Annotated in this window: 5 protein-coding genes and 3 rRNA genes (1 of these 8 running past the window's edge); 3 read left to right on the top strand and 5 right to left on the bottom strand. The window is 60.8% G+C overall.

What is annotated here, in order from left to right:
• Positions 1 to 208: 208 nt before the first annotated feature.
• Together ACXX83_RS25310 and ACXX83_RS25305 are read left to right on the top strand one after the other, a co-directional pair.
• The gene (locus ACXX83_RS25310; protein ID WP_458549908.1) at positions 209 to 19,339 is read left to right on the top strand and encodes a retention module-containing protein; all 19,131 of its coding nucleotides are present in this window, start codon (positions 209 to 211) and stop codon (positions 19,337 to 19,339) included.
• Between the two features lie 146 nt (positions 19,340 to 19,485).
• Positions 19,486 to 19,824, top strand: coding sequence for a hypothetical protein (locus ACXX83_RS25305; protein ID WP_015092944.1), 339 nt, complete (start codon positions 19,486 to 19,488; stop codon positions 19,822 to 19,824).
• A 45-nt stretch (positions 19,825 to 19,869) separates the two neighbouring features.
• On the opposite strand, the gene lapD is transcribed toward ACXX83_RS25305, so the two are convergent.
• Positions 19,870 to 21,816: a cyclic di-GMP receptor LapD gene (lapD, locus tag ACXX83_RS25300; RefSeq protein ID WP_458549907.1), complete on the bottom strand. Its 1,947-nt coding sequence runs from the start codon at positions 21,814 to 21,816 to the stop codon at positions 19,870 to 19,872.
• Positions 21,817 to 21,830: 14 nt separating this feature from the next.
• Complete coding sequence (gene lapG / locus ACXX83_RS25295) at positions 21,831 to 22,523, bottom strand: cysteine protease LapG (protein WP_095968270.1); 693 nt, start codon at positions 22,521 to 22,523, stop codon at positions 21,831 to 21,833.
• A 195-nt stretch (positions 22,524 to 22,718) separates the two neighbouring features.
• On the opposite strand from lapG, the gene ACXX83_RS25290 reads away from it, so the two are divergent.
• Positions 22,719 to 23,429, top strand: coding sequence for a GntR family transcriptional regulator (locus ACXX83_RS25290; protein ID WP_458549905.1), 711 nt, complete (start codon positions 22,719 to 22,721; stop codon positions 23,427 to 23,429).
• Positions 23,430 to 23,553: 124 nt separating this feature from the next.
• Here ACXX83_RS25290 and rrf (ACXX83_RS25285) read toward each other — a convergent pair.
• The 3 genes from rrf (ACXX83_RS25285) to ACXX83_RS25275 all read right to left on the bottom strand — a co-directional run.
• Positions 23,554 to 23,669, bottom strand: a 5S ribosomal RNA gene (gene rrf / locus ACXX83_RS25285).
• 107 nt (positions 23,670 to 23,776) lie between these two features.
• A 5S ribosomal RNA gene (gene rrf / locus ACXX83_RS25280) occupies positions 23,777 to 23,892 on the bottom strand.
• Positions 23,893 to 24,062: 170 nt separating this feature from the next.
• Positions 24,063 to 26,588, bottom strand: a 23S ribosomal RNA gene (locus ACXX83_RS25275); it runs 368 nt beyond the window's last position.

Here is a 26,588-nt window from a genome sequence, read left to right as displayed (position 1 = left end):
GTGACATTACTGGGACGATTGTTTAGGATGGCTCCAAGAAGGTCAATAGTTTGGCATAAAGTTAATAGCGAAAAAATATAGCCAATATATTGACGAATTGCAGCGTCAAACTTGTGCATCTATTTTGCAATGAACGTCCAGACTGGTCGGCGCAGGCGCCATCAGGTCTATGGAAGTCTACTGAACGTGACACCCCGGAGAGTCTTCAATGAGCAGTGTTGTTGCCATCGTCAAAAGCATTGTCGGTCAAGTATTCGTGGTGTCCCCAGAGGGCATCCGCCGCGTTCTCGTTGAAGGCGACAAACTGTTCGCCGGGGACCAGATCGACACTGGCCTTTCCGGTGCCGTGTCCCTGGAACTGGCCGATGGCCGCACTCTCGACCTGGGCCGCGACACCCAGTGGAGCGCTGACGCTCCCGATTCCAGTGCTGACCTGGCAGCCGCCACTGCGCAAGCCGCGCCTTCGGTAGAAGAGCTGCAACAAGCCATTGCCGCCGGTGCCGACCCGACCAAAGACCTTGAAGCCACCGCTGCCGGCCCGACTGCAGCAGGTTCTGGCGGTGCCGCCGGTGGCGGTCACAGCGTCGTGATGCTCGACGCCACGGCTGGCCGTGTCGACCCGACCATCGGCTTCCCTACCGACGGTCCTGAGTCCACTGCCACCCCCACGACCCTCGATACTGGCAACCAGAACATCACGAACATCACGCCCATCAACGCTGCAAGTGTACTGACCGCGGATACGGGCACTCTGGCCGAAGACAGCGTCGCGACGGGCAATGTACTGAACAACGATAGCGATGCCGAGACACCGCTCAGCGTCACCAGCTTCACCATCGCCGGCGTGACCGGCAGTTTCACCGCAGGCCAGACAGCGACCATCGTCGGCGTCGGTACGTTGACCATCGGTGCCAATGGCAACTACACCTTTACCCCGGACGCCAACTACAACGGCGCTGTACCGCAAGTCACGTACACCACCAACACCGGCTCGAGCAGCACTCTGGATCTCACCGTGACAGCGGTCGACGACCCGAGCGTTTTGACTGCCGACACCCAAACCATTGCTGAAGACACCGCTGCGACCGGCAACGTGCTGAGCAACGACAGCGACATCGATAACGCCCTGAGCGTGGCCACCTTCACCATCGACGGTGTTCCTGGCACCTTCACCGCCGGCCAGACGGCGACCATCGCCAACGTCGGGACCCTGGTGATCGGGGCCGACGGCGCCTACACCTTCACGCCAGCCGAGCATTACAACGGCACGGTGCCGACCGTGAGCTACACCGTCACCGACGGCTCCACTTCGACGCTGAACATCGGTGTTACGCCGGCTGATGACAGCTTTATCGATGCCAGCGAAAGCGTGACCACCGCTGAAGACACCGCCGTCAGCGGCACTGTGTTGACGGGTACCTCGAGCGTCGACGGCCCGGTCAGCGTGGTTAATTTCACCATCGACGGTGTCCCTGGCACGTTCACCGCCGGCCAGACGGCGACCATCGCCAACGTCGGGACCCTGGTGATCGGCGCCAACGGGGCCTACACCTTCACCCCGGATGCCAACTACAACGGCAGCGTGCCGACGGTGAGCTACACCGTCACCGACGGTTCCGGCACCGACGTTACTTCGACCCTGACCATCGACGTCACCCCGGTCGACGACAGCTTCACCGACCTCAGCGAAACGGTCTCCACCCAGGAAGACACCGCCATCAGCGGCAGTGTGTTGACGGGCACCTCGAGCGTCGACGGCCCAGTCAGCGTGGTTAATTTCACCATCGACGGTGTCCCTGGCACGTTCACCGCCGGCCAGACCGCGACCATCGCTAATGTCGGCACCCTGGTCATCGGGACCAACGGCGCCTACACCTTCACGCCTGCCGAGAATTACAACGGCAGCGTGCCGACGGTGAGCTACACCGTCACCGACGGTTCCGGCAGCAATGTCACCTCGACCCTGACCATCGACGTCACCCCGGTCGACGACAGCTTCACCGACATCAGCGAAACGGTCTCCACCCAGGAAGACACGGCCGTGACCGGCAGCGTCCTCACTGGCACGAGCAGCGTCGACGGTCCAGTCAGCGTGGTTAATTTCACCATCGACGGCGTTCCTGGCACGTTCACCGCCGGCCAGACCGCGACCATCGCCAATGTCGGCACTCTGGTGATCGGGGCCAATGGCGCTTACACCTTCACGCCAGCCGAAAACTACAACGGCGCGGTGCCCACCGTCAGCTACACCGTCACCGACGGCTCCGGAACGGACGTCACTTCAACCCTGAACATCGACGTCACCCCGGTCGATGACAGCTTTACCGACATTAGCGAAACGGTCTCCACCCAGGAAGACACCGCTATTAGCGGCAGCGTCCTCACCGGTACCTCGAGCGTCGACGGCCCGGTCAGCGTGGTGAATTTCACCATCGACGGTGTTCCTGGCACGTTCACCGCCGGCCAGACCGCGACCATCGCCAATGTCGGCACTCTGGTGATCGGGGCCAATGGCGCTTACACCTTCACGCCAGCCGAAAACTACAACGGCGCGGTGCCCACCGTCAGCTACACCGTCACCGACGGCTCCGGAACGGACGTCACTTCAACCCTGAACATCGACGTCACCCCGGTCGATGACAGCTTTATCGACATTAGCGAAACGGTCTCCACCCAGGAAGACACCGCTATTAGCGGCAGCGTCCTCACCGGTACCTCGAGCGTCGACGGCCCGGTCAGCGTGGTGAATTTCACCATCGACGGTGTTCCTGGCACGTTCACCGCCGGCCAGACCGCGACCATTGCCAATGTCGGCACCCTGGTGATCGGGGCTAACGGCGCTTACACCTTTACCCCAGACGCCAATTACAACGGCAGCGTGCCAACGGTGAGCTATACCGTCACCGACGGTTCGGGCAGCAATGTCACCTCGACCCTGACCATCGACGTCACCCCGGTTGACGACAACTTCACTGACCTCAGCGAAAGCGTGACCACCGCTGAAGACACCGCCGTGACCGGCAGCGTCCTCACCGGTACGAGCAGCGTCGACGGCCCAGTCAGCGTGGTGAACTTCACCATCGGTGATACCACCTACGTCGCCGGCCAGACCGCGACCATCGCCAACGTCGGCACCCTGGTCATCGGAGCCAATGGCGCCTACTCCTTTACTCCGGCCGCCAACTACAACGGCGCGGTGCCAACTGTCAGCTACACCGTCACCGACGGTTCCGGCAGCAATGTCACCTCGACCCTGACCATCAACGTCACCCCGGTCGATGACAGCTTCACCGACCTCAGCGAAAGCGTGACCACCGCTGAAGATGCCCCGGTGACCGGCAGCGTCCTTACTGGCGCGAGCAGCGTCGACGGCCCGGTCAGCGTGGTGAATTTCACCATCGGTGATACCACCTACGTCGCCGGCCAGACCGCGACCATCGCCAACGTCGGCACCCTGGTGATCGGGGCCAATGGCGCCTACACCTTCACCCCGGACGCCAACTACAACGGCAGCGTGCCGACCGTCAGCTACACCGTCACCGACGGCTCCGGCAGCAACGTCACCTCGACCTTGAACATCAATGTCACCCCGGTCGATGACAGCTTTACCGACATCAGCGAAACGGTCTCCACCCAGGAAGACACCGCTATTAGCGGCAGCGTCCTCACTGGCACGAGCAGCGTCGATGGCCCGGTCAACGTGGTTAATTTCACCATCGGTGAAACCACCTACGCCGCTGGCAGCACGGCGACCATTGCCAACGTCGGCACCCTGGTGATCGGGGCGAACGGCGCTTACACCTTCACCCCGGACGCCAACTACAACGGCAGCGTGCCGACCATCAGCTACACCGTCACTGACGGCTCCGGCAGCAATGTCACTTCGACCCTGACCATCGACGTGACCCCAGTCGATGACAGCTTCACCGACCTCAGCGAAAGCGTGACCACCGCTGAAGATGCCCCGGTGACCGGCAGCGTCCTCACTGGCACGAGCAGCGTCGACGGCCCGGTCAGCGTGGTGAATTTCACCATCGACGGTGTCCCTGGCACGTTCACCGCCGGCCAGACGGCGACCATCGCCAACGTCGGGACCCTGGTGATCGGCGCCAACGGGGCCTACACCTTCACCCCGGATGCCAACTACAACGGCGCGGTGCCAACGGTGAGCTACACCGTCACCGACGGCTCCGGTAGCAATGTCACCTCGACCCTGACCATCGACGTCACCCCGGTCGACGACAGCTTCACCGATATCAGCGAAAGCGTGACCACTGCTGAAGACACGGCCGTGACCGGCAGCGTCCTCACCGGCACCTCGAGCGTCGACGGCCCGGTCAGCGTGGTGAATTTCACCATCGACGGTGTCCCTGGCACGTTCACCGCCGGCCAGACCGCGACCATCGCTAATGTCGGCACCCTGGTGATCGGCGCCAACGGGGCCTACACCTTCACCCCGGATGCCAACTACAACGGCAGCGTGCCGACGGTGAGCTACACCGTCACCGACGGTTCCGGTACGGACGTTACTTCGACCTTGACCATCGACGTCACCCCGGTCGACGACAGCTTCACCGATATCAGCGAAAGCGTGACCACTGCTGAAGACACGGCCGTGACCGGCAGCGTCCTCACCGGCACCTCGAGCGTCGACGGCCCGGTCAGCGTGGTGAATTTCACCATCGACGGTGTCCCTGGCACGTTCACCGCCGGCCAGACGGCGACCATCGCCAACGTCGGGACCCTGGTGATCGGCGCCAACGGGGCCTACACCTTCACCCCGGATGCCAACTACAACGGCGCGGTGCCGACGGTGAGCTACACCGTCACCGACGGCTCCGGTAGCAATGTCACCTCGACCCTGACCATCGACGTCACCCCGGTCGATGACAGCTTCACTGACCTCGGCGAAACGGTCTCCACCCAGGAAGACACCGCCATCAGCGGCAGTGTGTTGACGGGCACCTCGAGCGTCGACGGCCCGGTCAGCGTGCTCAACTTCACCATCGACGGTGTTCCTGGCATCTTCACCGCCGGTCAGACGGCGACCATTGCCAACGTCGGCACCCTGGTCATTGCAGCTAACGGCGCTTACACCTTCACCCCGGACGCCAACTACAACGGCGCGGTGCCAACGGTGAGCTACACCGTCACCGACGGCTCCGGTAGCAATGTCACCTCGACCCTGACCATCGACGTCACCCCGGTCGACGACAGCTTCACCGACCTCAGCGAGAGCGTGACCACCGCTGAAGATGCCCCGGTGACCGGCAGCGTCCTCACTGGCACGAGCAGCGTCGACGGCCCGGTCAGCGTGGTGATTTTCACCATCGACGGTGTCCCTGGCACGTTCACCGCCGGCCAGACGGCGACCATCGCCAACGTCGGGACCCTGGTGATCGGCGCCAACGGGGCCTACACCTTCACCCCGGATGCCAACTACAACGGCAGCGTGCCGACGGTGAGCTACACCGTCACCGACGGTTCCGGTAGCAATGTCACCTCGACCCTGACCATCGACGTCACCCCGGTCGACGACAGCTTCACCGATATCAGCGAAAGCGTGACCACTGCTGAAGACACGGCCGTGACCGGCAGCGTCCTCACCGGCACCTCGAGCGTCGACGGCCCGGTCAGCGTGGTGAATTTCACCATCGACGGTGTCCCTGGCACGTTCACCGCCGGCCAGACCGCGACCATCGCTAATGTCGGCACCCTGGTGATCGGCGCCAACGGGGCCTACACCTTCACCCCGGATGCCAACTACAACGGCAGCTTGCCGACGGTGAGCTACACCGTCACCGACGGTTCCGGCACGGACGTCACTTCGACCTTGACCATCGACGTCACCCCGGTCGACGACAGCTTCACCGATATCAGCGAAAGCGTGACCACCGCTGAAGATGCCCCGGTGACCGGCAGCGTCCTCACCGGTACCTCGAGCGTCGACGGCCCAGTCAGCGTGGTTAATTTCACCATCGACGGTGTCCCTGGCACGTTCACCGCCGGTCAGACGGCGACCATCGCCAACGTCGGGACCCTGGTGATCGGCGCCAACGGGGCCTACACCTTCACCCCGGATGCCAACTACAACGGCAGCGTGCCAACGGTCAGCTACACCGTCACCGACGGTTCCGGCACCGACGTTACTTCGACCCTGACCATCGACGTCACCCCGGTCGACGACAGCTTCACCGACCTCAGCGAAACGGTCTCCACCCAGGAAGACACCGCCATCAGCGGCAGTGTGTTGACGGGTACCTCGAGCGTCGACGGCCCAGTCAGCGTGGTGAACTTCACCATCGACGGTGTCCCTGGCACGTTCACCGCCGGCCAGACGGCGACCATCGCCAACGTCGGGACCCTGGTGATCGGGACCAACGGGGCCTACACCTTCACCCCGGACGCCAACTACAACGGCACGGTGCCAACCGTGAGCTACACCGTCACCGACGGTTCCGGTACGGACGTCACTTCGAACCTGACCATCGACGTCACCCCGGTCGACGACAGCTTCACCGACCTCAGCGAAAACGTGACCACCGCTGAAGATACAGCTGTCACTGGCAGCGTCCTCACCGGAACGAACAGCGTCGACGGTCCGGTCAGCGTGGTGAACTTCTCCGTCGACGGTGTTCCTGGCATCTTCACCGCCGGTCAGACGGCGACCATCGCCAACGTCGGTACCCTGGTGATCGGGACCAACGGTGCCTACACCTTCATCCCGGACGCCAACTACAACGGCGCGGTGCCGACGGTGAGCTACACCGTCACCGACGGCTCCGGTAGCAATGTCACCTCGACCCTGACCATCGACGTCACCCCGGTCGATGACAGCTTCACTGACCTCGGCGAAACGGTCTCCACCCAGGAAGACACCGCCATCAGCGGCAGTGTGTTGACGGGCACCTCGAGCGTCGACGGCCCGGTCAGCGTGCTCAACTTCACCATCGACGGTGTTCCTGGCATCTTCACCGCCGGTCAGACGGCGACCATTGCCAACGTCGGCACCCTGGTCATTGCAGCTAACGGCGCTTACACCTTCACCCCGGACGCCAACTACAACGGCGCGGTGCCAACGGTGAGCTACACCGTCACCGACGGCTCCGGTAGCAATGTCACCTCGACCCTGACCATCGACGTCACCCCGGTCGACGACAGCTTCACCGACCTCAGCGAGAGCGTGACCACCGCTGAAGATGCCCCGGTGACCGGCAGCGTCCTCACTGGCACGAGCAGCGTCGACGGCCCGGTCAGCGTGGTGATTTTCACCATCGACGGTGTCCCTGGCACGTTCACCGCCGGCCAGACGGCGACCATCGCCAACGTCGGGACCCTGGTGATCGGCGCCAACGGGGCCTACACCTTCACCCCGGATGCCAACTACAACGGCAGCGTGCCGACGGTGAGCTACACCGTCACCGACGGTTCCGGTAGCAATGTCACCTCGACCCTGACCATCGACGTCACCCCGGTCGACGACAGCTTCACCGATATCAGCGAAAGCGTGACCACTGCTGAAGACACGGCCGTGACCGGCAGCGTCCTCACCGGCACCTCGAGCGTCGACGGCCCGGTCAGCGTGGTGAATTTCACCATCGACGGTGTCCCTGGCACGTTCACCGCCGGCCAGACCGCGACCATCGCTAATGTCGGCACCCTGGTGATCGGCGCCAACGGGGCCTACACCTTCACCCCGGATGCCAACTACAACGGCAGCTTGCCGACGGTGAGCTACACCGTCACCGACGGTTCCGGCACGGACGTCACTTCGACCTTGACCATCGACGTCACCCCGGTCGACGACAGCTTCACCGATATCAGCGAAAGCGTGACCACCGCTGAAGATGCCCCGGTGACCGGCAGCGTCCTCACCGGTACCTCGAGCGTCGACGGCCCAGTCAGCGTGGTTAATTTCACCATCGACGGTGTCCCTGGCACGTTCACCGCCGGTCAGACGGCGACCATCGCCAACGTCGGGACCCTGGTGATCGGCGCCAACGGGGCCTACACCTTCACCCCGGATGCCAACTACAACGGCAGCGTGCCAACGGTCAGCTACACCGTCACCGACGGTTCCGGCACCGACGTTACTTCGACCCTGACCATCGACGTCACCCCGGTCGACGACAGCTTCACCGACCTCAGCGAAACGGTCTCCACCCAGGAAGACACCGCCATCAGCGGCAGTGTGTTGACGGGTACCTCGAGCGTCGACGGCCCAGTCAGCGTGGTGAACTTCACCATCGACGGTGTCCCTGGCACGTTCACCGCCGGCCAGACGGCGACCATCGCCAACGTCGGGACCCTGGTGATCGGGACCAACGGGGCCTACACCTTCACCCCGGACGCCAACTACAACGGCACGGTGCCAACCGTGAGCTACACCGTCACCGACGGTTCCGGTACGGACGTCACTTCGAACCTGACCATCGACGTCACCCCGGTCGACGACAGCTTCACCGACCTCAGCGAAAACGTGACCACCGCTGAAGATACAGCTGTCACTGGCAGCGTCCTCACCGGAACGAACAGCGTCGACGGTCCGGTCAGCGTGGTGAACTTCTCCGTCGACGGTGTTCCTGGCATCTTCACCGCCGGTCAGACGGCGACCATCGCCAACGTCGGTACCCTGGTGATCGGGACCAACGGTGCCTACACCTTCATCCCGGACGCCAACTACAACGGCGCGGTGCCAACGGTCAGCTACACCGTCACCGACGGCTCCGGTACGGACGTTACTTCGACCCTGACCATCGACGTCACCCCGGTCGACGACAGCTTCACCGACCTCAGCGAAACGGTCTCCACCCAGGAAGACACCGCCATCAGCGGCAGTGTGTTGACGGGCACCTCGAGCGTCGACGGCCCGGTCAGCGTGCTCAACTTCTCCGTCGACGGTGTCCCTGGCACGTTCACCGCCGGCCAGACGGCGACCATTGCCAACGTCGGCACCCTGGTGATCAGCGCCAACGGCGCTTACACCTTCACCCCGGACGCCAACTACAACGGCACGGTGCCAACCGTGAGCTACACCGTCACCGACGGTTCCGGTACGGACGTCACTTCGAACCTGACCATCGACGTCACCCCGGTCGACGACAGCTTCACCGACCTCAGCGAAAACGTGACCACCGCTGAAGATACAGCTGTCACTGGCAGCGTCCTCACCGGAACGAGCAGCGTCGACGGCCCGGTCAGCGTGGTGAATTTCACCATCGACGGTGTCCCTGGCACGTTCACCGCCGGCCAGACGGCGACCATTGCCAACGTCGGCACCCTGGTCATCGGGACCAACGGTGCCTACACCTTCATCCCGGACGCCAACTACAACGGCGCGGTGCCAACGGTCAGCTACACCGTCACCGACGGCTCCGGCAGCAATGTCACCTCGACCCTGAACATCGACGTCACCCCGGTCGACGACAGCTTCACTGACCTCAGCGAAACGGTCTCCACCCAGGAAGACACCGCCATCAGCGGCAGTGTGTTGACGGGTACCTCGAGCGTCGACGGCCCAGTCAGCGTGGTGAATTTCACCATCGACGGTGTCCCTGGCACGTTCACCGCCGGCCAGACCGCGACCATCGCTAATGTCGGCACCCTGGTCATCGGGACCAACGGCGCTTACACCTTCACGCCTGCCGAGAATTACAACGGCAGCGTGCCGACGGTGAGCTACACCGTCACCGACGGCTCCGGTAGCAATGTCACCTCGACCCTGACCATCGACGTCACCCCGGTCGATGACAGCTTCACCGATATCAGCGAAAGCGTGACCACCGCTGAAGATGCCCCGGTGACCGGCAGCGTCCTCACCGGTACCTCAAGCGTCGACGGCCCAGTCAGCGTGGTTAATTTCACCATCGACGGTGTCCCTGGCACGTTCACCGCCGGTCAGACGGCGACCATCGCCAACGTCGGTACCCTGGTGATCGGGACCAACGGTGCCTACACCTTCATCCCGGACGCCAACTACAACGGCGCGGTGCCAACGGTCAGCTACACCGTCACCGACGGCTCCGGTACGGACGTTACTTCGACCCTGAACATCGACGTCACCCCGGTCGACGACAGCTTCACCGACCTCAGCGAAACGGTCTCCACCCAGGAAGACACCGCCATCAGCGGCAGTGTGTTGACGGGCACCTCGAGCGTCGACGGCCCAGTCAGCGTGGTTAATTTCACCATCGACGGTGTCCCTGGCACGTTCACCGCCGGCCAGACGGCGACCATCGCCAACGTCGGTACCCTGGTGATCGGCGCCAACGGGGCCTACACCTTCACCCCGGACGCTAACTACAACGGCAGCGTGCCGACGGTGAGCTACACCGTCACCGACGGTTCCGGTAGCAATGTCACCTCGACCCTGACCATCAACGTTACCCCGGTCGATGACAGCTTCACCGATATCAGCGAAAGCGTGACCACTGCTGAAGACACGGCCGTGACCGGCAGCGTCCTCAGCGGAACGAACAGCGTCGACGGTCCGGTCAGCGTGGTGAACTTCACCATCGACGGTGTTCCTGGCACGTTCACCGCCGGTCAGACGGCGACCATCGCCAACGTCGGGACCCTGGTGATCGGCGCCAACGGGGCCTACACCTTCACCCCGGATGCCAACTACAACGGCAGCGTGCCAACGGTCAGCTACACCGTCACCGACGGTTCCGGCACCGACGTTACTTCGACCCTGACCATCGACGTCACCCCGGTCGACGACAGCTTCACCGACCTCAGCGAAACGGTCTCCACCCAGGAAGACACCGCCATCAGCGGCAGTGTGTTGACGGGCACCTCGAGCGTCGACGGCCCGGTCAGCGTGCTCAACTTCACCATTGACGGTGTTCCTGGCACTTTCACTGCGGGCCAGACCGCGACCATCGTCAACGTCGGCACCCTGGTGATCAGCGCCAACGGCACTTACACCTTTACCCCGGATGCCAACTACAACGGCAGCGTGCCAACGGTCAGCTACACCGTCACCGACGGCTCCGGTACGGACGTTACTTCGACCCTGACCATCGACGTCACCCCGGTCGACGACAGCTTCACCGACCTCAGCGAAACGGTCTCCACCCAGGAAGACACCGCCATCAGCGGCAGTGTGTTGACGGGCACCTCGAGCGTCGACGGCCCGGTCAGCGTGCTCAACTTCTCCGTCGACGGTGTCCCTGGCACGTTCACCGCCGGCCAGACGGCGACCATTGCCAACGTCGGCACCCTGGTGATCAGCGCCAACGGCGCTTACACCTTCACCCCGGACGCCAACTACAACGGCACGGTGCCAACCGTCAGCTACACCGTCACCGACGGCTCCGGCAGCAATGTCACCTCGACCCTGACCATCGACGTCACCCCGGTCGATGACCCGAGCGTCCTGATTGCAGATACCAAGACCGTCGATGAAGACCACGCTGCAACGGGCAACGTGCTTGGCAATGACATTGATGTCGACAACGCTCTAACTGTCGCGACATTCACCATACAAGGCGTCCCCGGCTCCTTTACCGCGGGTCAAATCGCGACTATCTCCGGCGTCGGCACTGTGACTATCGCCACCAACGGCGATTACAGTTTCACCCCGGCCGCGAACTGGAACGGAACAGTTCCACAGATCGGCTACACCACCAACACCCATTCCACCAGTACGCTGGACATCACGGTCAACCCGGTCAACGACGCTCCGACCGTTAACTCCACCTCGGCCAGAGGTGATGAAGATCATTTGATCGCCGTGCAGCTCGGCGGCAATGACATTGACGGCAGCGTCAATCACTTCACCCTGACCAGCCTGCCGGCCAATGGCAAGTTTTACGCAGACTCCGCCGGGACCATCGAGCTGACCACCAGCAGCGTGATCTCAGCAACGGCCAATGGCGCAACGGTTTACTTCAAACCCACTGGCGACTGGAGCGGCACCACCAGCTTCACCTACAACGCGACCGACAACGGGGGCATGCCTTCTGCTGCTTCGGCGACCGGTACCATCGTCGTCGCGCCAGTCACCGATACCCCGAGCCTGTCGCTGACCGGTGGCGGTGTTGTTGCCTCGACCGACTTCCAGGAAGTCGCTGTGAGTATCGACGTCGATGTCAGCAAGCTCGGCAACGGCGCCTGGCACACTGACAACCGCGGGGGCATGGTCGAAATCGGCAAAGCCAGCGTCTACGGTGCCGGCGGCGGTAACCAGGTGATCGAACTCGAGCGTAATACCGGTGATGCGAGCAACCTCTACACCACTATCGATGCGAAGGCCGGTACCACGTACAACGTATCGTTCGACTATGCACCGCGTGCCGGCGTAGATAATTCGCTCATCAACGTGTACTGGGGCGGTCAACTCATTGGCACCCTGAACACTTCGACCACGGGCATGCAGCACTACAGCTTCGACATTCCAGTCACTGCCGATGGCAACCAGAAACTCGAGTTCCGTGCCGGGGACAGCAACAGCCTGGGCGGCCTGCTGGACAACATCAATGTCACTCAGGTGCTCAACTCAGGCCTTGAAGACAACGCGATCCTGTTGTCCACCATCCAGGCCCACACCAATGACGCCGACGGTTCGGAAACTCTCGCCCTCACACTGAGCGGCTTGCCAGCGGGCTCCATCCTCACCGATGGCACCCACACCTTCAATGCTGCCAACGGCTCGACCTCGGTGGACATTACGGGCTGGAACCTGTCCACGCTCAAGCTGACACCGCCGACGAACTTCAATGGCGACATCCCCCTGACCGTAACGGCCACCGCCAAAGACGGCGATGCCCCAAGCGCGAGCACCTCGCTGCCACTGGTGGTGCACGTGGCTGCCGTCGATGACGCCAGCGTGCTGCAGTCGGACCAGATCACCGTCGAAGAGGATCACAACGCGATCGGCAACGTGCTGACCAACGACCACGATGTCGATAATGTCCTGAGCGTCGCAAGCTTCAGCGTGAACGGGGTCAACGGCAGTTTCACGGCGGGCCAGACCGCGACCATTACGGGTGTCGGTACGCTGATCATTACCAGCAACGGCGACTACACCTTCAAGCCGGCTGCCGACTGGAATGGCAACGTTCCACAGGTGACATACACCACCAATACTGGCTCGAGCAGTACGCTGAACATCAGCGTTACGCCGGTCAACGACAACTTCACCGACGCCAACGAAACGCCCTCCACCCTGGAAGACACCGCCCTCAGCGGCAGCGTCCTCAGTGGCACGAGCAGCGCCGATGGCCCGGTCAGCGTGGTCAATTTCACCATCGGTGATACCACCTACGCCGCCGGCAGCACGGCGACCATCGCCAACGTCGGTACCCTGGTGATCAGTGCCAATGGGGCTTACACCTTCACCCCGGCTGCCAACTACAACGGCACCGTGCCGACTGTCACCTACACCGTCACCGACGGTTCGGGACCTAACGACACCTCGACCCTGAACATCAGCGTCACGCCGGTCAACGACAACTTCACCGACGCCAGCGAAACGGTCTCGACCCTGGAAGACACCGCCCTCACCGGCAGCGTCCTCACAGGCACGAGCAGCGTTGACGGCCCGGTCAGCGTGGTCAACTTCACCATTGGTTCGACCACTTATACGGCCGGTACCACGGCGACCATTGCCAATGTCGGCACCCTGGTAATCGCGGCGAACGGGGCCTACACCTTCACCCCGGCTGCCAACTACAACGGCACCGTGCCAACGGTCACCTACACCGTTACCGACGGTTCGGGACCTAACGACACCTCGACCCTGAACATCAGTGTCACGCCGGTCGACGACAGCTTCACCGACGCCAGCGAAACGGTCTCGACTCTGGAAGACGCCGTCCTGACCGGCAGCGTCCTCAGCGGCACCTCGAGCGTTGACGGCCCGGTCAGTGTGGTCAGCTTCACCATCGATGGTGTGACGGGCACTTTCAACGCCGGCCAGACTGCGACCATCGCCAACGTCGGCACCCTGGTCATTGGGGCCAACGGCACTTACACCTTCACCCCGGCCGCCAACTATAACGGCACCGTGCCGACTGTTACCTACACCGTCACTGACGGTTCGGGAACCAACGACACTTCGACCCTGAATATCAGCGTCACGCCGGTCAACGACAACTTCACCGACGCCAACGAAAGCGTGACCACCGCTGAAGACACAGCCATTAGCGGCAGCGTCCTCACTGGCACGAGCAGCGTCGATGGCCCGGTCAGCGTGGTCAACTTCACCATCGGTGATAGCACCTACGCCGCTGGCAGCACCGCGACCATCGCCAACGTCGGCACCTTGGTGATCGCGGCGAACGGGGCTTACACCTTCACCCCGGCCGCCAACTACAACGGCACCGTGCCGACCGTCACCTATACCGTCACCGATGGTTCCGGCACAGACGACACTTCGACCCTGAACATCAGCGTTACGCCGGTCAACGACAACTTCACCGACGCCAGCGAAACGCTCTCGACCCTGGAAGACACCGCCCTCACCGGCAGCGTCCTCACTGGCACCAGCAGCGTCGACGGCCCGGTCAGCGTGGTGAACTTCAGCATCGACGGTGTGACGGGTACTTTCAACGCCGGCCAGACTGCGACCATCGCCAATGTCGGCACCTTGGTGATCGCGGCGAACGGGGCCTACACCTTCACCCCGGCCGCCAACTACAACGGCACCGTGCCAACGGTCACCTACACCGTCACCGACGGCTCGGGACCCAACGACACCTCGACCCTGAACATCAGCGTTACGCCCGTTAACGACAACTTCACCGACGCCAACGAAAGCGTGACCACCGCTGAAGACACCGCCCTCACAGGCAGCGTCCTCAGTGGCACGAGCAGCGTCGACGGCCCGGTCAGTGTGGTCAACTTCAGCATCGGTGATACCACCTACACCGCTGGCAGCACGGCGACCATCGCCAACGTCGGTACCTTGGTCATTGCAGCGAACGGCGCTTACACCTTCACCCCGGCTGCCAACTACAACGGCACCGTGCCAACGGTTACCTACACCGTCACCGACGGTTCCGGCACAGACGACACTTCGACCCTGAGCATCAGCGTTACCCCGGTCGATGACAGCTTCACCGATATCAGTGAAAGCGTGACCACCGCTGAAGATACGGCCCTCACCGGCAGCGTCCTCACCGGCACCTCGAGCGTCGATGGCCCGGTCAGCGTGGTCAATTTCACCATTGGTTCGACCACCTACACGGCCGGTACCACGGCGAACATTGCCAATGTCGGCACCCTGGTGATCGCGGCGAACGGTGCTTACACCTTCACCCCGGCTGCCAACTACAACGGCACCGTGCCGACCGTCACCTACACCGTCACTGACGGTTCGGGGACCAACGACACTTCGACCCTGAACATCAGTGTCACGCCGGTCGACGACAGCTTCAGCGATGCCAACGAAACGCTCTCCACCCTGGAAGACTCCGCCCTCACCGGCAGCGTTCTCACTGGCACCAGCAGCGTCGACGGCCCGGTCAGTGTGGTCAACTTCACCATCGACGGCGTTACTGACACTTTCAACGCCGGCCAGACCGCAACCATCGCCAACGTCGGTACTCTGGTGATCGCGGCGAACGGCGCTTACACCTTCACCCCGGCCGCCAACTACAACGGCACGGTTCCAACGGTCACCTACACCGTCACCGACGGTTCGGGAACCAACGACACCTCGACCCTGAACATCAGCGTCACGCCGGTCGACGACAGCTTCACCGACGCCAGCGAAACGGTCTCGACCCTGGAAGATACTGCCCTCAGCGGCAGCGTCCTCAGTGGCACAAGCAGCGTCGATGGTCCGGTCAGCGTGGTCAATTTCACCATCAACGGTGTTCCTGGCACCTTTACCGCCGGCCAGACCGCGACCATCGCCAACGTCGGCACCCTGGTGATCGCAGCGAACGGCGCTTACACCTTCACCCCGGCCGCCAACTACAACGGCACGGTGCCAACCGTCACCTACAGCGTCACCGACGGTTCAGGACCTAACGACACATCGACCCTGAACATCAGCGTCACGCCGGTCGACGACAGCTTCACCGATGCCAGCGAAACGGTCTCGACCCTGGAAGATACGGCCCTCACCGGCAGCGTCCTCACCGGCACCTCGAGCGTCGATGGCGCGGTCAGCGTGGTCAACTTCACCATTGGTTCGACCATCTACACAGCTGGCACCACGGCGACCATTGCCAATGTCGGCACCCTGGTGATCGCGGCGAACGGCGCTTACACCTTCACCCCGGCCGCCAACTACAACGGCACGGTGCCAACCGTTACTTACACCGTCACCGACGGTTCGGGAACCAACGACACTTCGACCCTGAACATCAGCGTCACGCCGGTCGACGACAGCTTCACCGACGCCAACGAAACGCTCTCCACCCCGGAAGACACTGCCTTGACCGGCAGTGTCCTCTCCGGCACGAGCAGCGTCGACGGCCCGGTCAGCGTGGTCAACTTCACCATCGGTGATACCACCTACGCCGCCGGCAGCGCGGCGACCATCGCCAACGTCGGCACCCTGGTCATCGGTGCCAACGGCGCCTACACCTTCACCCCGGCTGCCAACTACAACGGCACCGTGCCAACGGTTACCTACACCGTCACCGACGGCTCGGGACCTAACGACACTTCGACCCTGAACATCAGCGTTACGCCGGTCAACGACAGCTTCACCGACGCCAGCGAAACGGTCTCGACTCTGGAAGACACCGCCCTCAGCGGCAGCGTGCTCACTGGCACGAGCAGCGTCGATGGCCCGGTCAGCGTGGTCAACTTCACCATTGGTTCGACCACTTACACGGCCGGTACCACGGCGACCATCGCCAATGTCGGTACCCTGGTGATCGCCGCCAGCGGGGCCTACACCTTCACTCCGGCCACCAACTACAACGGCACGCTGCCAACCGTCACCTATACCGTCACCGACGGTTTGGGACCCAACGTCACCTCGACCCTGAATATCAGTGTCACGCCAGTCGATGACTCGAGTGTGCTGGCTGCGGACCTGAAAACCACTCTTGAGGACCAGATCTCCACCGGTAACGTACTGACCAACGACCGTGATGTGGACAACGCTCTCAGCGTGACCAGGTTCACTATCGGTGGCCTCGAGTACAGCGCGGGGGGGACCGCCACCATCGCAAACGTGGGCAGGCTGACGCTCGGTGCCAACGGTGACTACAGCTTTACCCCTGCCGACAATTGGAGTGGCAAGGTTCCGACTGTGACCTACACCACCAATACCGGCTCAAGCACCACGCTGGACCTCAGTGTGACTGCGGTCGCGGATACTCCGATCGTGACCGCCACCACGTCTCAGGTGGCCGAGAACAGCAGCATCGCGTTGGGCTTGAAGGTAACGTCAGTGGACACTGATGGCTCTGAAACCCAGACCATTACCTCGATCGCCGGCATCCCTGCAGGTGCGACCCTGACCGATGGCACGCACACCTTTACCGGCACCACCGGTAACGGCGTCGTCAACCTCAGCGGGTGGGACGTGAGCAAGTTGAGCTACACCCCGGCACCGTACGCCACCGGCACCAACACGCTGACCGTTACGGCCGTCTCGACCGAGAGCCAGGGTGATTCGGCCAGCAATACGACGCAGATTCCGATCACGATCAATCCAGCGGTCTATAACCCGCTCACTGCCACCGCCAGTAACGACACCGTCACCGGCACCAGTGGCAATGACATCGTGGTGTCGGATATCGGCGGGCTGACGGTCGCACCAGGTCAGAACTACAATATCGCCTTCATGGTCGACAGCTCGGGCAGTATGGGCGACGCCTCCATGTCGGCGGCGAAGAAGTCTCTGGAGGCGGTGTTTACTTCGCTGATCGCCAGTGCGACTTCGAAAGACGCGAATCCGGGTACTGTGAAAGTGTTCCTCGTGGACTTCGACACGACGGTCAAACAGTCGATTTCGATCGACCTGTCCAGCAAAGATGCCCTGGCGAACTTGAAGTCAGTTCTCGACGGCATGAAATCGGGTGGATACACCAACTACGAGGACGTGTTCAAGACCACCGCCAACTGGTTCTACAGTGCTGATGCGAAGAGCAACCCTAATGCGATCAATCTCACCTACTTCATTACCGATGGTGAGCCAACCGCTTACACCAGCAATGAACAGACCAACCCGGTCGTCGTCAACTTCAAGTCGAACAGCTCCGCGGACCTGACCCTGGACAGCCTGTTGAAACTGGGCGACTACAAGCCTGGCTATGCGTTCACCACAGTGATCGGCGGTGCGACTCGTACGCTGGTCGATGCCAATGGCGCCGTTTACAAATGGAGTGAGGACAGCAAGGGTAACTGGAGCTCTTCCAAGTACAGTGGCCTGACACTTCATGCGCAAGGCGACGGCACATATGAGCTGTCGGCCAACGATGGCGATGGTTACGTCGATAGAACCAGTGCCTCAAATGCTGCGGCGGCATTTGCCCTGCTGGCGGCTGCCAACTCCACTGTGCAAGCCATCGGCCTGAACGGCGAAGTCAAGGAAAGCGATCTGGCGCCGTACAACACCACCGACGGCAAGCCGCTGGCCAATATCAACCCCGCGGATCTGGCCAACGCGATTCTCGGCCACAGCGAGGCCACGCTACCAGGTCAAGACACCGTCAACAGCGGTGATGGCAATGACATCATCTTCGGCGATCTGGTGAGCTTCAATAGCGTCACCGGCGAGGGTTACGCCTCGCTACAGGCTTTTGTCGGCCTGCAAACCGGGGCCGAGACCAACCAGGTCACACCAAGCAATGTGCACCAGTACATCACCGAGCACTACAGCGTGTTCGATGTGTCCGGCGCTCAGGATGGTGCCGATACGCTGCTGGGCGGTGCCGGCAATGACATCATCTTCGGCCAGGGCGGCGACGACAAACTCTACGGCGGCACCGGCAATGACATCCTGCTCGGCGGTACCGGAAACGACTTGCTCGACGGTGGCGAAGGCAATGACATTCTCTTGGGCGGAAAAGGCAATGACACCCTGACTGGCGGTTTGGGCGGCGACACCTTCGTCTGGAAAGCGGGCGACACCGGCAACGACGTGATCAAGGACTTCAAGGCCAGCGAAGGCGACCGGATCGACCTGCGCGATCTGTTGCAGGGCGAAACCGGCAGCACCATCGACAACTTCCTGAAGATCACTACGGTCGATGGCGTGTCGTCGCTGCAAGTCAGCTCGACCGGTCAGTTCAACTCTGGCAACGCCGCAGCCGCCACGCCGGACGTGACGATCAAGCTGGAGGGCAACAACTGGTCAAGCGCCAACCTGCACAACCTGATTGCCGGTAGCGACCCGACCATCAAAATCGATCACAACAACAGCTGATACATGAAAACGGCCGCCCCTTCCGGGGCGGTCGTCACGTTTGTGTCCACTGCCCGGTGACGATTTCGTCGCTGCGCCACATACTGGCGCGCAGTTGACCTATGCTGCTGACAGCATGACGCTGGTTCAATTCTGAGGGATGCTCAATGTTTTACGTGCAACGCGATGCGCAGGGCCTGTTGGTACGCGTGGAACCCGCCGCCTACGCCGAGGCCACGGAAACGCTGCCGGCCGACAATCATGAAATCCAGGCCTGGTTTGCCAATGCGGCGGTGGAGAACAGCCTCAAACAGCTCAAGCAAAGTGACCTGGAAATGATCCGGGTACTCGATGACTTGATTCAGGTGCTGACCCAGAAAGGCGTGATCCGCGTCACCGACCTGCCGACGGCGGCCCAAGCTAAACTCATGGACCGGAACCAGGCCCGTGAAGCCTTGGGTGGCTTGAGCCAATTGATCGATGATGAAGAGACCGGGCTGATCTGACGCCCCCCTCCGATCACTCCCACGCCCTGCGTGGGAGTGATCAAATCAGCGCCAGGGCTTGGGCTCGCCGAACAACTGGCCCTGCACACCGTATAACCCCATCTCGCGGATCACCGACAACTCGCCTTCAGTCTCGACCCGTTCGGCAATCAGCGGCAAATCAATGCTGTGCGCCGCTCGCTGGATCGCCTCGATGAACAGGCGTTTGTCACTCTCCAGATCAATCGAGCGAATGTAGCTGCCATCGATCTTGAGGTACGCCAGCCCCAGCCGCGCCAGGTTGCCGATCATGCTGAAGCGTCCGCCAAAACGTTGCAGGCTCAGTGAGAAGCCGAGTTCGCGCAGGCGTCGGGTCAACTGCTCCAACACTGCCTGATCAGGCAGTTGCTCTTCGCCAATCTCCAGGGTCAGACGCGGGCCAAGATTGGAGTGCGCACGCAGTAGCTCGAAGATTTTGTTTTGCGCCTGCGGGTCGCCCAAGGTCGCCGACGACAGATTCAGCGCCAGCGATTCCTCATGTTCGCTCATTTGCGCCAACACCCGTTCGAGCATCAGCCGATCCAGGCGCGCGGTCCAGCCGAAGCGCTCCAGCCAAGGCAAAAAACGCCCGGCGGGGATGGTCTGGCCGTGTTCGTCGAGCAGTCGCGACAACACTTTGTAATGCAGCACCAGTTGCGTGTCCTGGGCGGCCACTACCGGCTGGAAATACAGTTCGAAGCGCCGCTGTGTCAGCGCCTGGTCAAGCATCTGGTGCCAGGCGTGGTGATCGTCGCCGACACTGGCCGAGAGGCTGTGCTCGAGGCAGGCCCAGTTCTGCTCGCCCTGGCCTTCAGCCTGTGCCAGCGCCTGATCACCGAGGCTGAGCACGGCTTGCGGCGAGTCACCGTGAGCAAAAGGCGCCAGGCCGATAGACGCCACGGCAGCCACATCAGTGGCGCCGGTAGCGTGCAGACTGGCCAGGGCACTGTCGAGATTTTGCGCCAGTTGCAGCGCTTCTTCACGCACCAGCCCCGGCGCCAGCACGGCAAATTCGCCGCCACGGATACGGGTCACCAGGTTCTGGGTTTCCGGATACTTGGCGCACTCGCGAGTCAGTTGCTCACCGACGGCCTTGAGCACTTCATCGGTGCGCTGACCCCCAAGACGCTGGTTGAGGCCGGCCAGATCCTTGACCCGCAACAGCAGCAGATAACCAGAGCTGGCCTGCTCCAGGTTGCTCACCCGCGCGTTCAGTTGCATCTCGAAATAGCGCCGGTTGGCCAACCCGGTCAACGAATCCTGATAGGACTCGACCCGCAGCTTTTCACTACGCTCGGCCTGTTCCTGGAACAGCGCCTTGAGCTTCTCGACCATCTGGTTCATGGCCTGCACGACCCGGCGAAGCTCGGGAGTGCGCGGCAGTTCCGGCAGGCTGAGGAACTCCCTTCGGGCGATGGCGTGGGATTGCTTGACCATATAATCCAGCGGTCGCAATTGCTGGCGCAGCAACAGCGCGCCGAGCACCGCACTGACGGCGCCGCATAGCAGCAACCAACCCAGGCTGCCCAAGGCGCTTTGCCACAACTTGGCCAGCGCGAACATCGGATGGCTGACGACCTCGACCCGGGCAGCCTGCTCCCAGCCGCGGCTGACGATCGCATCACCACCGGCAGGCTCCAGGCCGATCAGTTTAACGAACCAGTCAGGAACATTGTTGACCGCCGGTATGCCCGTGCGCTCAACCAGGTTCTGGTCGGTCTTCAGATCGACCACGCGGATGCTTGCGTAGTAACCACTGTCGAAAATCGAGCTGACCAGCAACTCGACCATCGCCGGGTCGTCGATATTCGGGGTCAGGGAAAGCGCCAGCGCGGTCGCGGCGTCCTGGGCATGGGAGCGCAACTGGTTGACGTACTGAGTGCGTGAGCTCTCCAGACTGACCATGAAACTGCCGGTGAAGGCGACCACCAGGAACAGACAGATAGCAATCAACAGCTGTTTGAACAAAGACATCTGAGCACGTGCTCCTAGTTAGTCGTCTCGACCGGGAATCCTTCGGCCTGCATTTTCTTCAACACATCCTGCCAGCGCGACAGGCGTTTGGTATCGCCGACCTTTTTGTTGCCCTTAGCGCCCGGCAACCACAGTCCCTCTGCATTGAAAGAGTAGACCGGCAGCAAATCCTTTCGTTGGCTGGCCGGCTTGATTGCATCAATCAGGCTGTCGAGCACCAGGGGCTCGGCATCCGGAGTCGAGTAGTAGGTCAGCACCATGTGCGCGCGGTTCTGGGTCAATGCCTTGACGTAGGTGATACGCAGCTTTTCACTGGCTACACCGAGGTGACGCAGGCTGAAGTACTTGGCAATAGCGTAGTCTTCACAGTCGCCGGCGCCTTTCCACAGGGCTTCGATCGGGGTTTCCCAGTAGTCGACTGCATGCCACAGATCGATGTCTTCAACGTATCGCAGTTGTTTGTTGAAGAAGCGATTGACCACGTTGAGTTGTTCCGACTCGCCGATCTGCTTCTGGCTGGCCAACAAGTATTGCCAATCGTTAATGCGTTGCTGACCCTCTCCCAGAGGTCCGTACAATGCCTGCGCCCGCCGGCTGATCAGGGAAAAGTCCCAATCGGCACTCAAGCTGCCCAGCATCACGCCAGCCAGCAGCAATGCGCTGCACAACCAGCGTAAAATCCGTGGGATCGTTAAACATGCTGCCAATGCGAGGCATCCTGGGTAGGCAGGAGAGAGTCGTTCGAATGGTGAAGGTTAGTCCGGAAAAAGACAATGGCACGATGAGATCACTGGCAGCGCGCTAAACTGCAGGAAAGGCATTCGTTCACTTGTTTGACAAGCTGTCAGGCAGTCACTAGTGTCATTTGGATCCAAAAAATTTCATTATTCAGGGTGCGTTTAGTGACACAAAAGCCCAACCCTCTCAGCAGTATCAAGGTCAACGGGCCGATTCCCGCACATCTGGCACGCACGGTGATCGAAGAAACCCTGCGCGCGGCGATACTTGACGGGCGCATCCCTTGCGGTGCGGCCCTGCGCCAGCAGGACCTCGCCGACCTGTTCGGCGTCAGCCGGATGCCCGTACGCGAAGCCTTGCGCCAGCTCGAAGCACAGTCGTTGCTCAACGTGGTGGCCCATAAGGGCGCCGTGGTCGCGCCTCTGGTCCAGGGAGACGCCGTTGAAACCTACGCGCTGCGCATCCTGCTGGAATCCGAGGCCCTGCGTCTCTCAGTTCCATTGCTCCAGGACGAAGATCTCGAACAGGCTGCCCGCTACATCGGCGAACTCGAAACGCAAAGCGACTACACCGAAATCGGCCGGCTCAACCGCTTGTTCCACATGGCGCTTTACAGCCGAGCGCCCAATCGCCGGCTGTTGAAACTGGTTGAAGACGGCCTGAACGAGGAAGAGCGCTTCCTGCGTTTCAACCTGGAAGCCATGGGCCTGGGTAAACTGTCCCAGGACGACCACCAGGCATTGTTGCGAGCCGCCGAGGAACGGGACGTGGAACGCTCCGTACAGCTGCTCGAACATCATCTGAACCGAGCGGTCGAGGTCATTACGCGCTACCTCAACAGCCCTGAAGTCCAGGCCAGAAACACACCGAAGTAACCCGCAGCGGCAGGTGCAAGACGTGAGAAAGCCCGTTGTGGAGAGGCTCCACAACGGGCTTTTCAGTACCCCTGAAACGACAAAACCCCTGTCTGCGTCAGCAGACAGGGGTTTTGGAATTTAATCTTGACGATGACCTACTCTCACATGGGGAAACCCCACACTACCATCGGCGATGCATCGTTTCACTTCTGAGTTCGGGATGGGATCAGGTGGTTCCAACGCTCTATGGTCGTCAAGAAATTCTGTGACCAGCCCGTTAGAACATCAACGTGCCAGTGAAAACTTGTGACTTCTACTAAAAACAAAACCCCAACTGCTTTCGCAATTGGGGTTTCGGAATTTAATCTTGACGATGACCTACTCTCACATGGGGAAACCCCACACTACCATCGGCGATGCATCGTTTCACTTCTGAGTTCGGGATGGGATCAGGTGGTTCCAACGCTCTATGGTCGTCAAGAAATTCGGGTACTGAGTCGTGGCCAGTTGGCCTCGCTTCAGCAAATTGGGTATGTGACAGCTCGGTGTTTTGTGAGTCTTTCGAACTTTCGGTTCGTTTCGTCTTCACACACCGCAATCTGGTCTCTTTCGTATTTTTCAACTAGGAGCATCAAATTGCTTGGGTGTTATATGGTCAAGCCTCACGGGCAATTAGTATTGGTTAGCTCAACGCCTCACAGCGCTTACACACCCAACCTATCAACGTCGTAGTCTTCGACGGCCCTTCAGGGGACTCAAGGTCCCAGTGAGATCTCATCTTGAGGCAAGTTTCCCGCTTAGATGCTTTCAGCGGTTATCTTTTCCGAACATAGCTACCCGGCAATGCCACTGGCGTGACAACCGGAACACCAGAGGTTCGTCCACTCCGGTCCTCTCGTACTAGGAGCAGCCCCTCTCAAATCTCAAACGTCCACGGCAGATAGGGACCGAACTGTCTCACGACGTTCTAAACCCAGCTCGCGTACCACTTTAAATGGCGAACAGCCATACCCTTGGGACCGGCTTCAGCCCCAGGATGTGATGAGCCGACATCGAGGTGCCAAACACCGCCGTCGATATGAACTCTTGGGCGGTATCAGCCTGTTATCCCCGGAGTACCTTTTATCCGTTGAGCGATGGCCCTTCCATACAGAACCACCGGATCACTAAGACCTACTTTCGTACCTGCTCGACGTGTCTGTCTCGCAGTCAAGCGCGCTTTTGCCTTTATACTCTACGACCGATTTCCGACCGGTCTGAGCGCACCTTCGTACTCCTCCGTTACTCTTTAGGAGGAGACCGCCCCAGTCAAACTACCCACCATACACTGTCCTCGATCCGGATAACGGACCTGAGTTAGAACCTCAAAGTTGCCAGGGTGGTATTTCAAGGATGGCTCCACGCGAACTGGCGTCCACGCTTCAAAGCCTCCCACCTATCCTACACAAGCAAATTCAAAGTCCAGTGCAAAGCTATAGTAAAGGTTCACGGGGTCTTTCCGTCTAGCCGCGGATACACTGCATCTTCACAGCGATTTCAATTTCACTGAGTCTCGGGTGGAGACAGCGCCGCCATCGTTACGCCATTCGTGCAGGTCGGAACTTACCCGACAAGGAATTTCGCTACCTTAGGACCGTTATAGTTACGGCCGCCGTTTACCGGGGCTTCGATCAAGAGCTTCGCGTTAGCTAACCCCATCAATTAACCTTCCGGCACCGGGCAGGCGTCACACCCTATACGTCCACTTTCGTGTTTGCAGAGTGCTGTGTTTTTAATAAACAGTCGCAGCGGCCTGGTATCTTCGACCGGCGTGGGCTTACGGAGCAAGTCCTTCACCCTCACCGGCGCACCTTCTCCCGAAGTTACGGTGCCATTTTGCCTAGTTCCTTCACCCGAGTTCTCTCAAGCGCCTTGGTATTCTCTACCCAACCACCTGTGTCGGTTTGGGGTACGGTTCCTGGTTATCTGAAGCTTAGAAGCTTTTCTTGGAAGCATGGCATCAACCACTTCGTCACCAAAAAGGTAACTCGTCATCAGCTCTCGGCCTTAAGATCCCGGATTTACCTAAGATCTCAGCCTACCACCTTAAACTTGGACAACCAACGCCAAGCTGGCCTAGCCTTCTCCGTCCCTCCATCGCAATAACCAGAAGTACAGGAATATTAACCTGTTTTCCATCGACTACGCTTTTCAGCCTCGCCTTAGGGACCGACTAACCCTGCGTCGATTAACGTTGCGCAGGAAACCTTGGTCTTTCGGCGTGGGTGTTTTTCACACCCATTGTCGTTACTCATGTCAGCATTCGCACTTCTGATACCTCCAGCAAGCTTCTCAACTCACCTTCACAGGCTTACAGAACGCTCCTCTACCGCATCACCCGAAGGTGATACCCGTAGCTTCGGTGTATGGTTTGAGCCCCGTTACATCTTCCGCGCAGGCCGACTCGACTAGTGAGCTATTACGCTTTCTTTAAAGGGTGGCTGCTTCTAAGCCAACCTCCTAGCTGTCTAAGCCTTCCCACATCGTTTCCCACTTAACCATAACTTTGGGACCTTAGCTGACGGTCTGGGTTGTTTCCCTTTTCACGACGGACGTTAGCACCCGCCGTGTGTCTCCCATGCTCGGCACTTGTAGGTATTCGGAGTTTGCATCGGTTTGGTAAGTCGGGATGACCCCCTAGCCGAAACAGTGCTCTACCCCCTACAGTGATACATGAGGCGCTACCTAAATAGCTTTCGAGGAGAACCAGCTATCTCCGAGCTTGATTAGCCTTTCACTCCGATCCACAGGTCATCCGCTAACTTTTCAACGGTAGTCGGTTCGGTCCTCCAGTCAGTGTTACCTAACCTTCAACCTGCCCATGGATAGATCGCCCGGTTTCGGGTCTATTCCCAGCGACTAGACGCCCTATTAAGACTCGCTTTCGCTACGCCTCCCCTATTCGGTTAAGCTCGCCACTGAAAATAAGTCGCTGACCCATTATACAAAAGGTACGCAGTCACCTAACAAAGTAGGCTCCCACTGCTTGTACGCATACGGTTTCAGGATCTATTTCACTCCCCTCTCCGGGGTTCTTTTCGCCTTTCCCTCACGGTACTAGTTCACTATCGGTCAGTCAGTAGTATTTAGCCTTGGAGGATGGTCCCCCCATATTCAGACAAAGTTTCTCGTGCTCCG

The sequence above is a fragment of the Pseudomonas sp. GNP012 genome (assembly GCF_054343835.1).
This window is presented reverse-complemented; position numbering and strand designations above follow the sequence as displayed.

Coding starts and splice junctions, on each gene's coding strand:
- ACXX83_RS25310 (WP_458549908.1), top strand. CDS start 209: ATGAGCAGTGTTGTTGCCATCGTCAAAAGCATTGTCGGTCAAGTATTC.
- ACXX83_RS25305 (WP_015092944.1), top strand. CDS start 19,486: ATGTTTTACGTGCAACGCGATGCGCAGGGCCTGTTGGTACGCGTGGAA.
- lapD (WP_458549907.1), bottom strand. CDS start 21,816: ATGTCTTTGTTCAAACAGCTGTTGATTGCTATCTGTCTGTTCCTGGTG.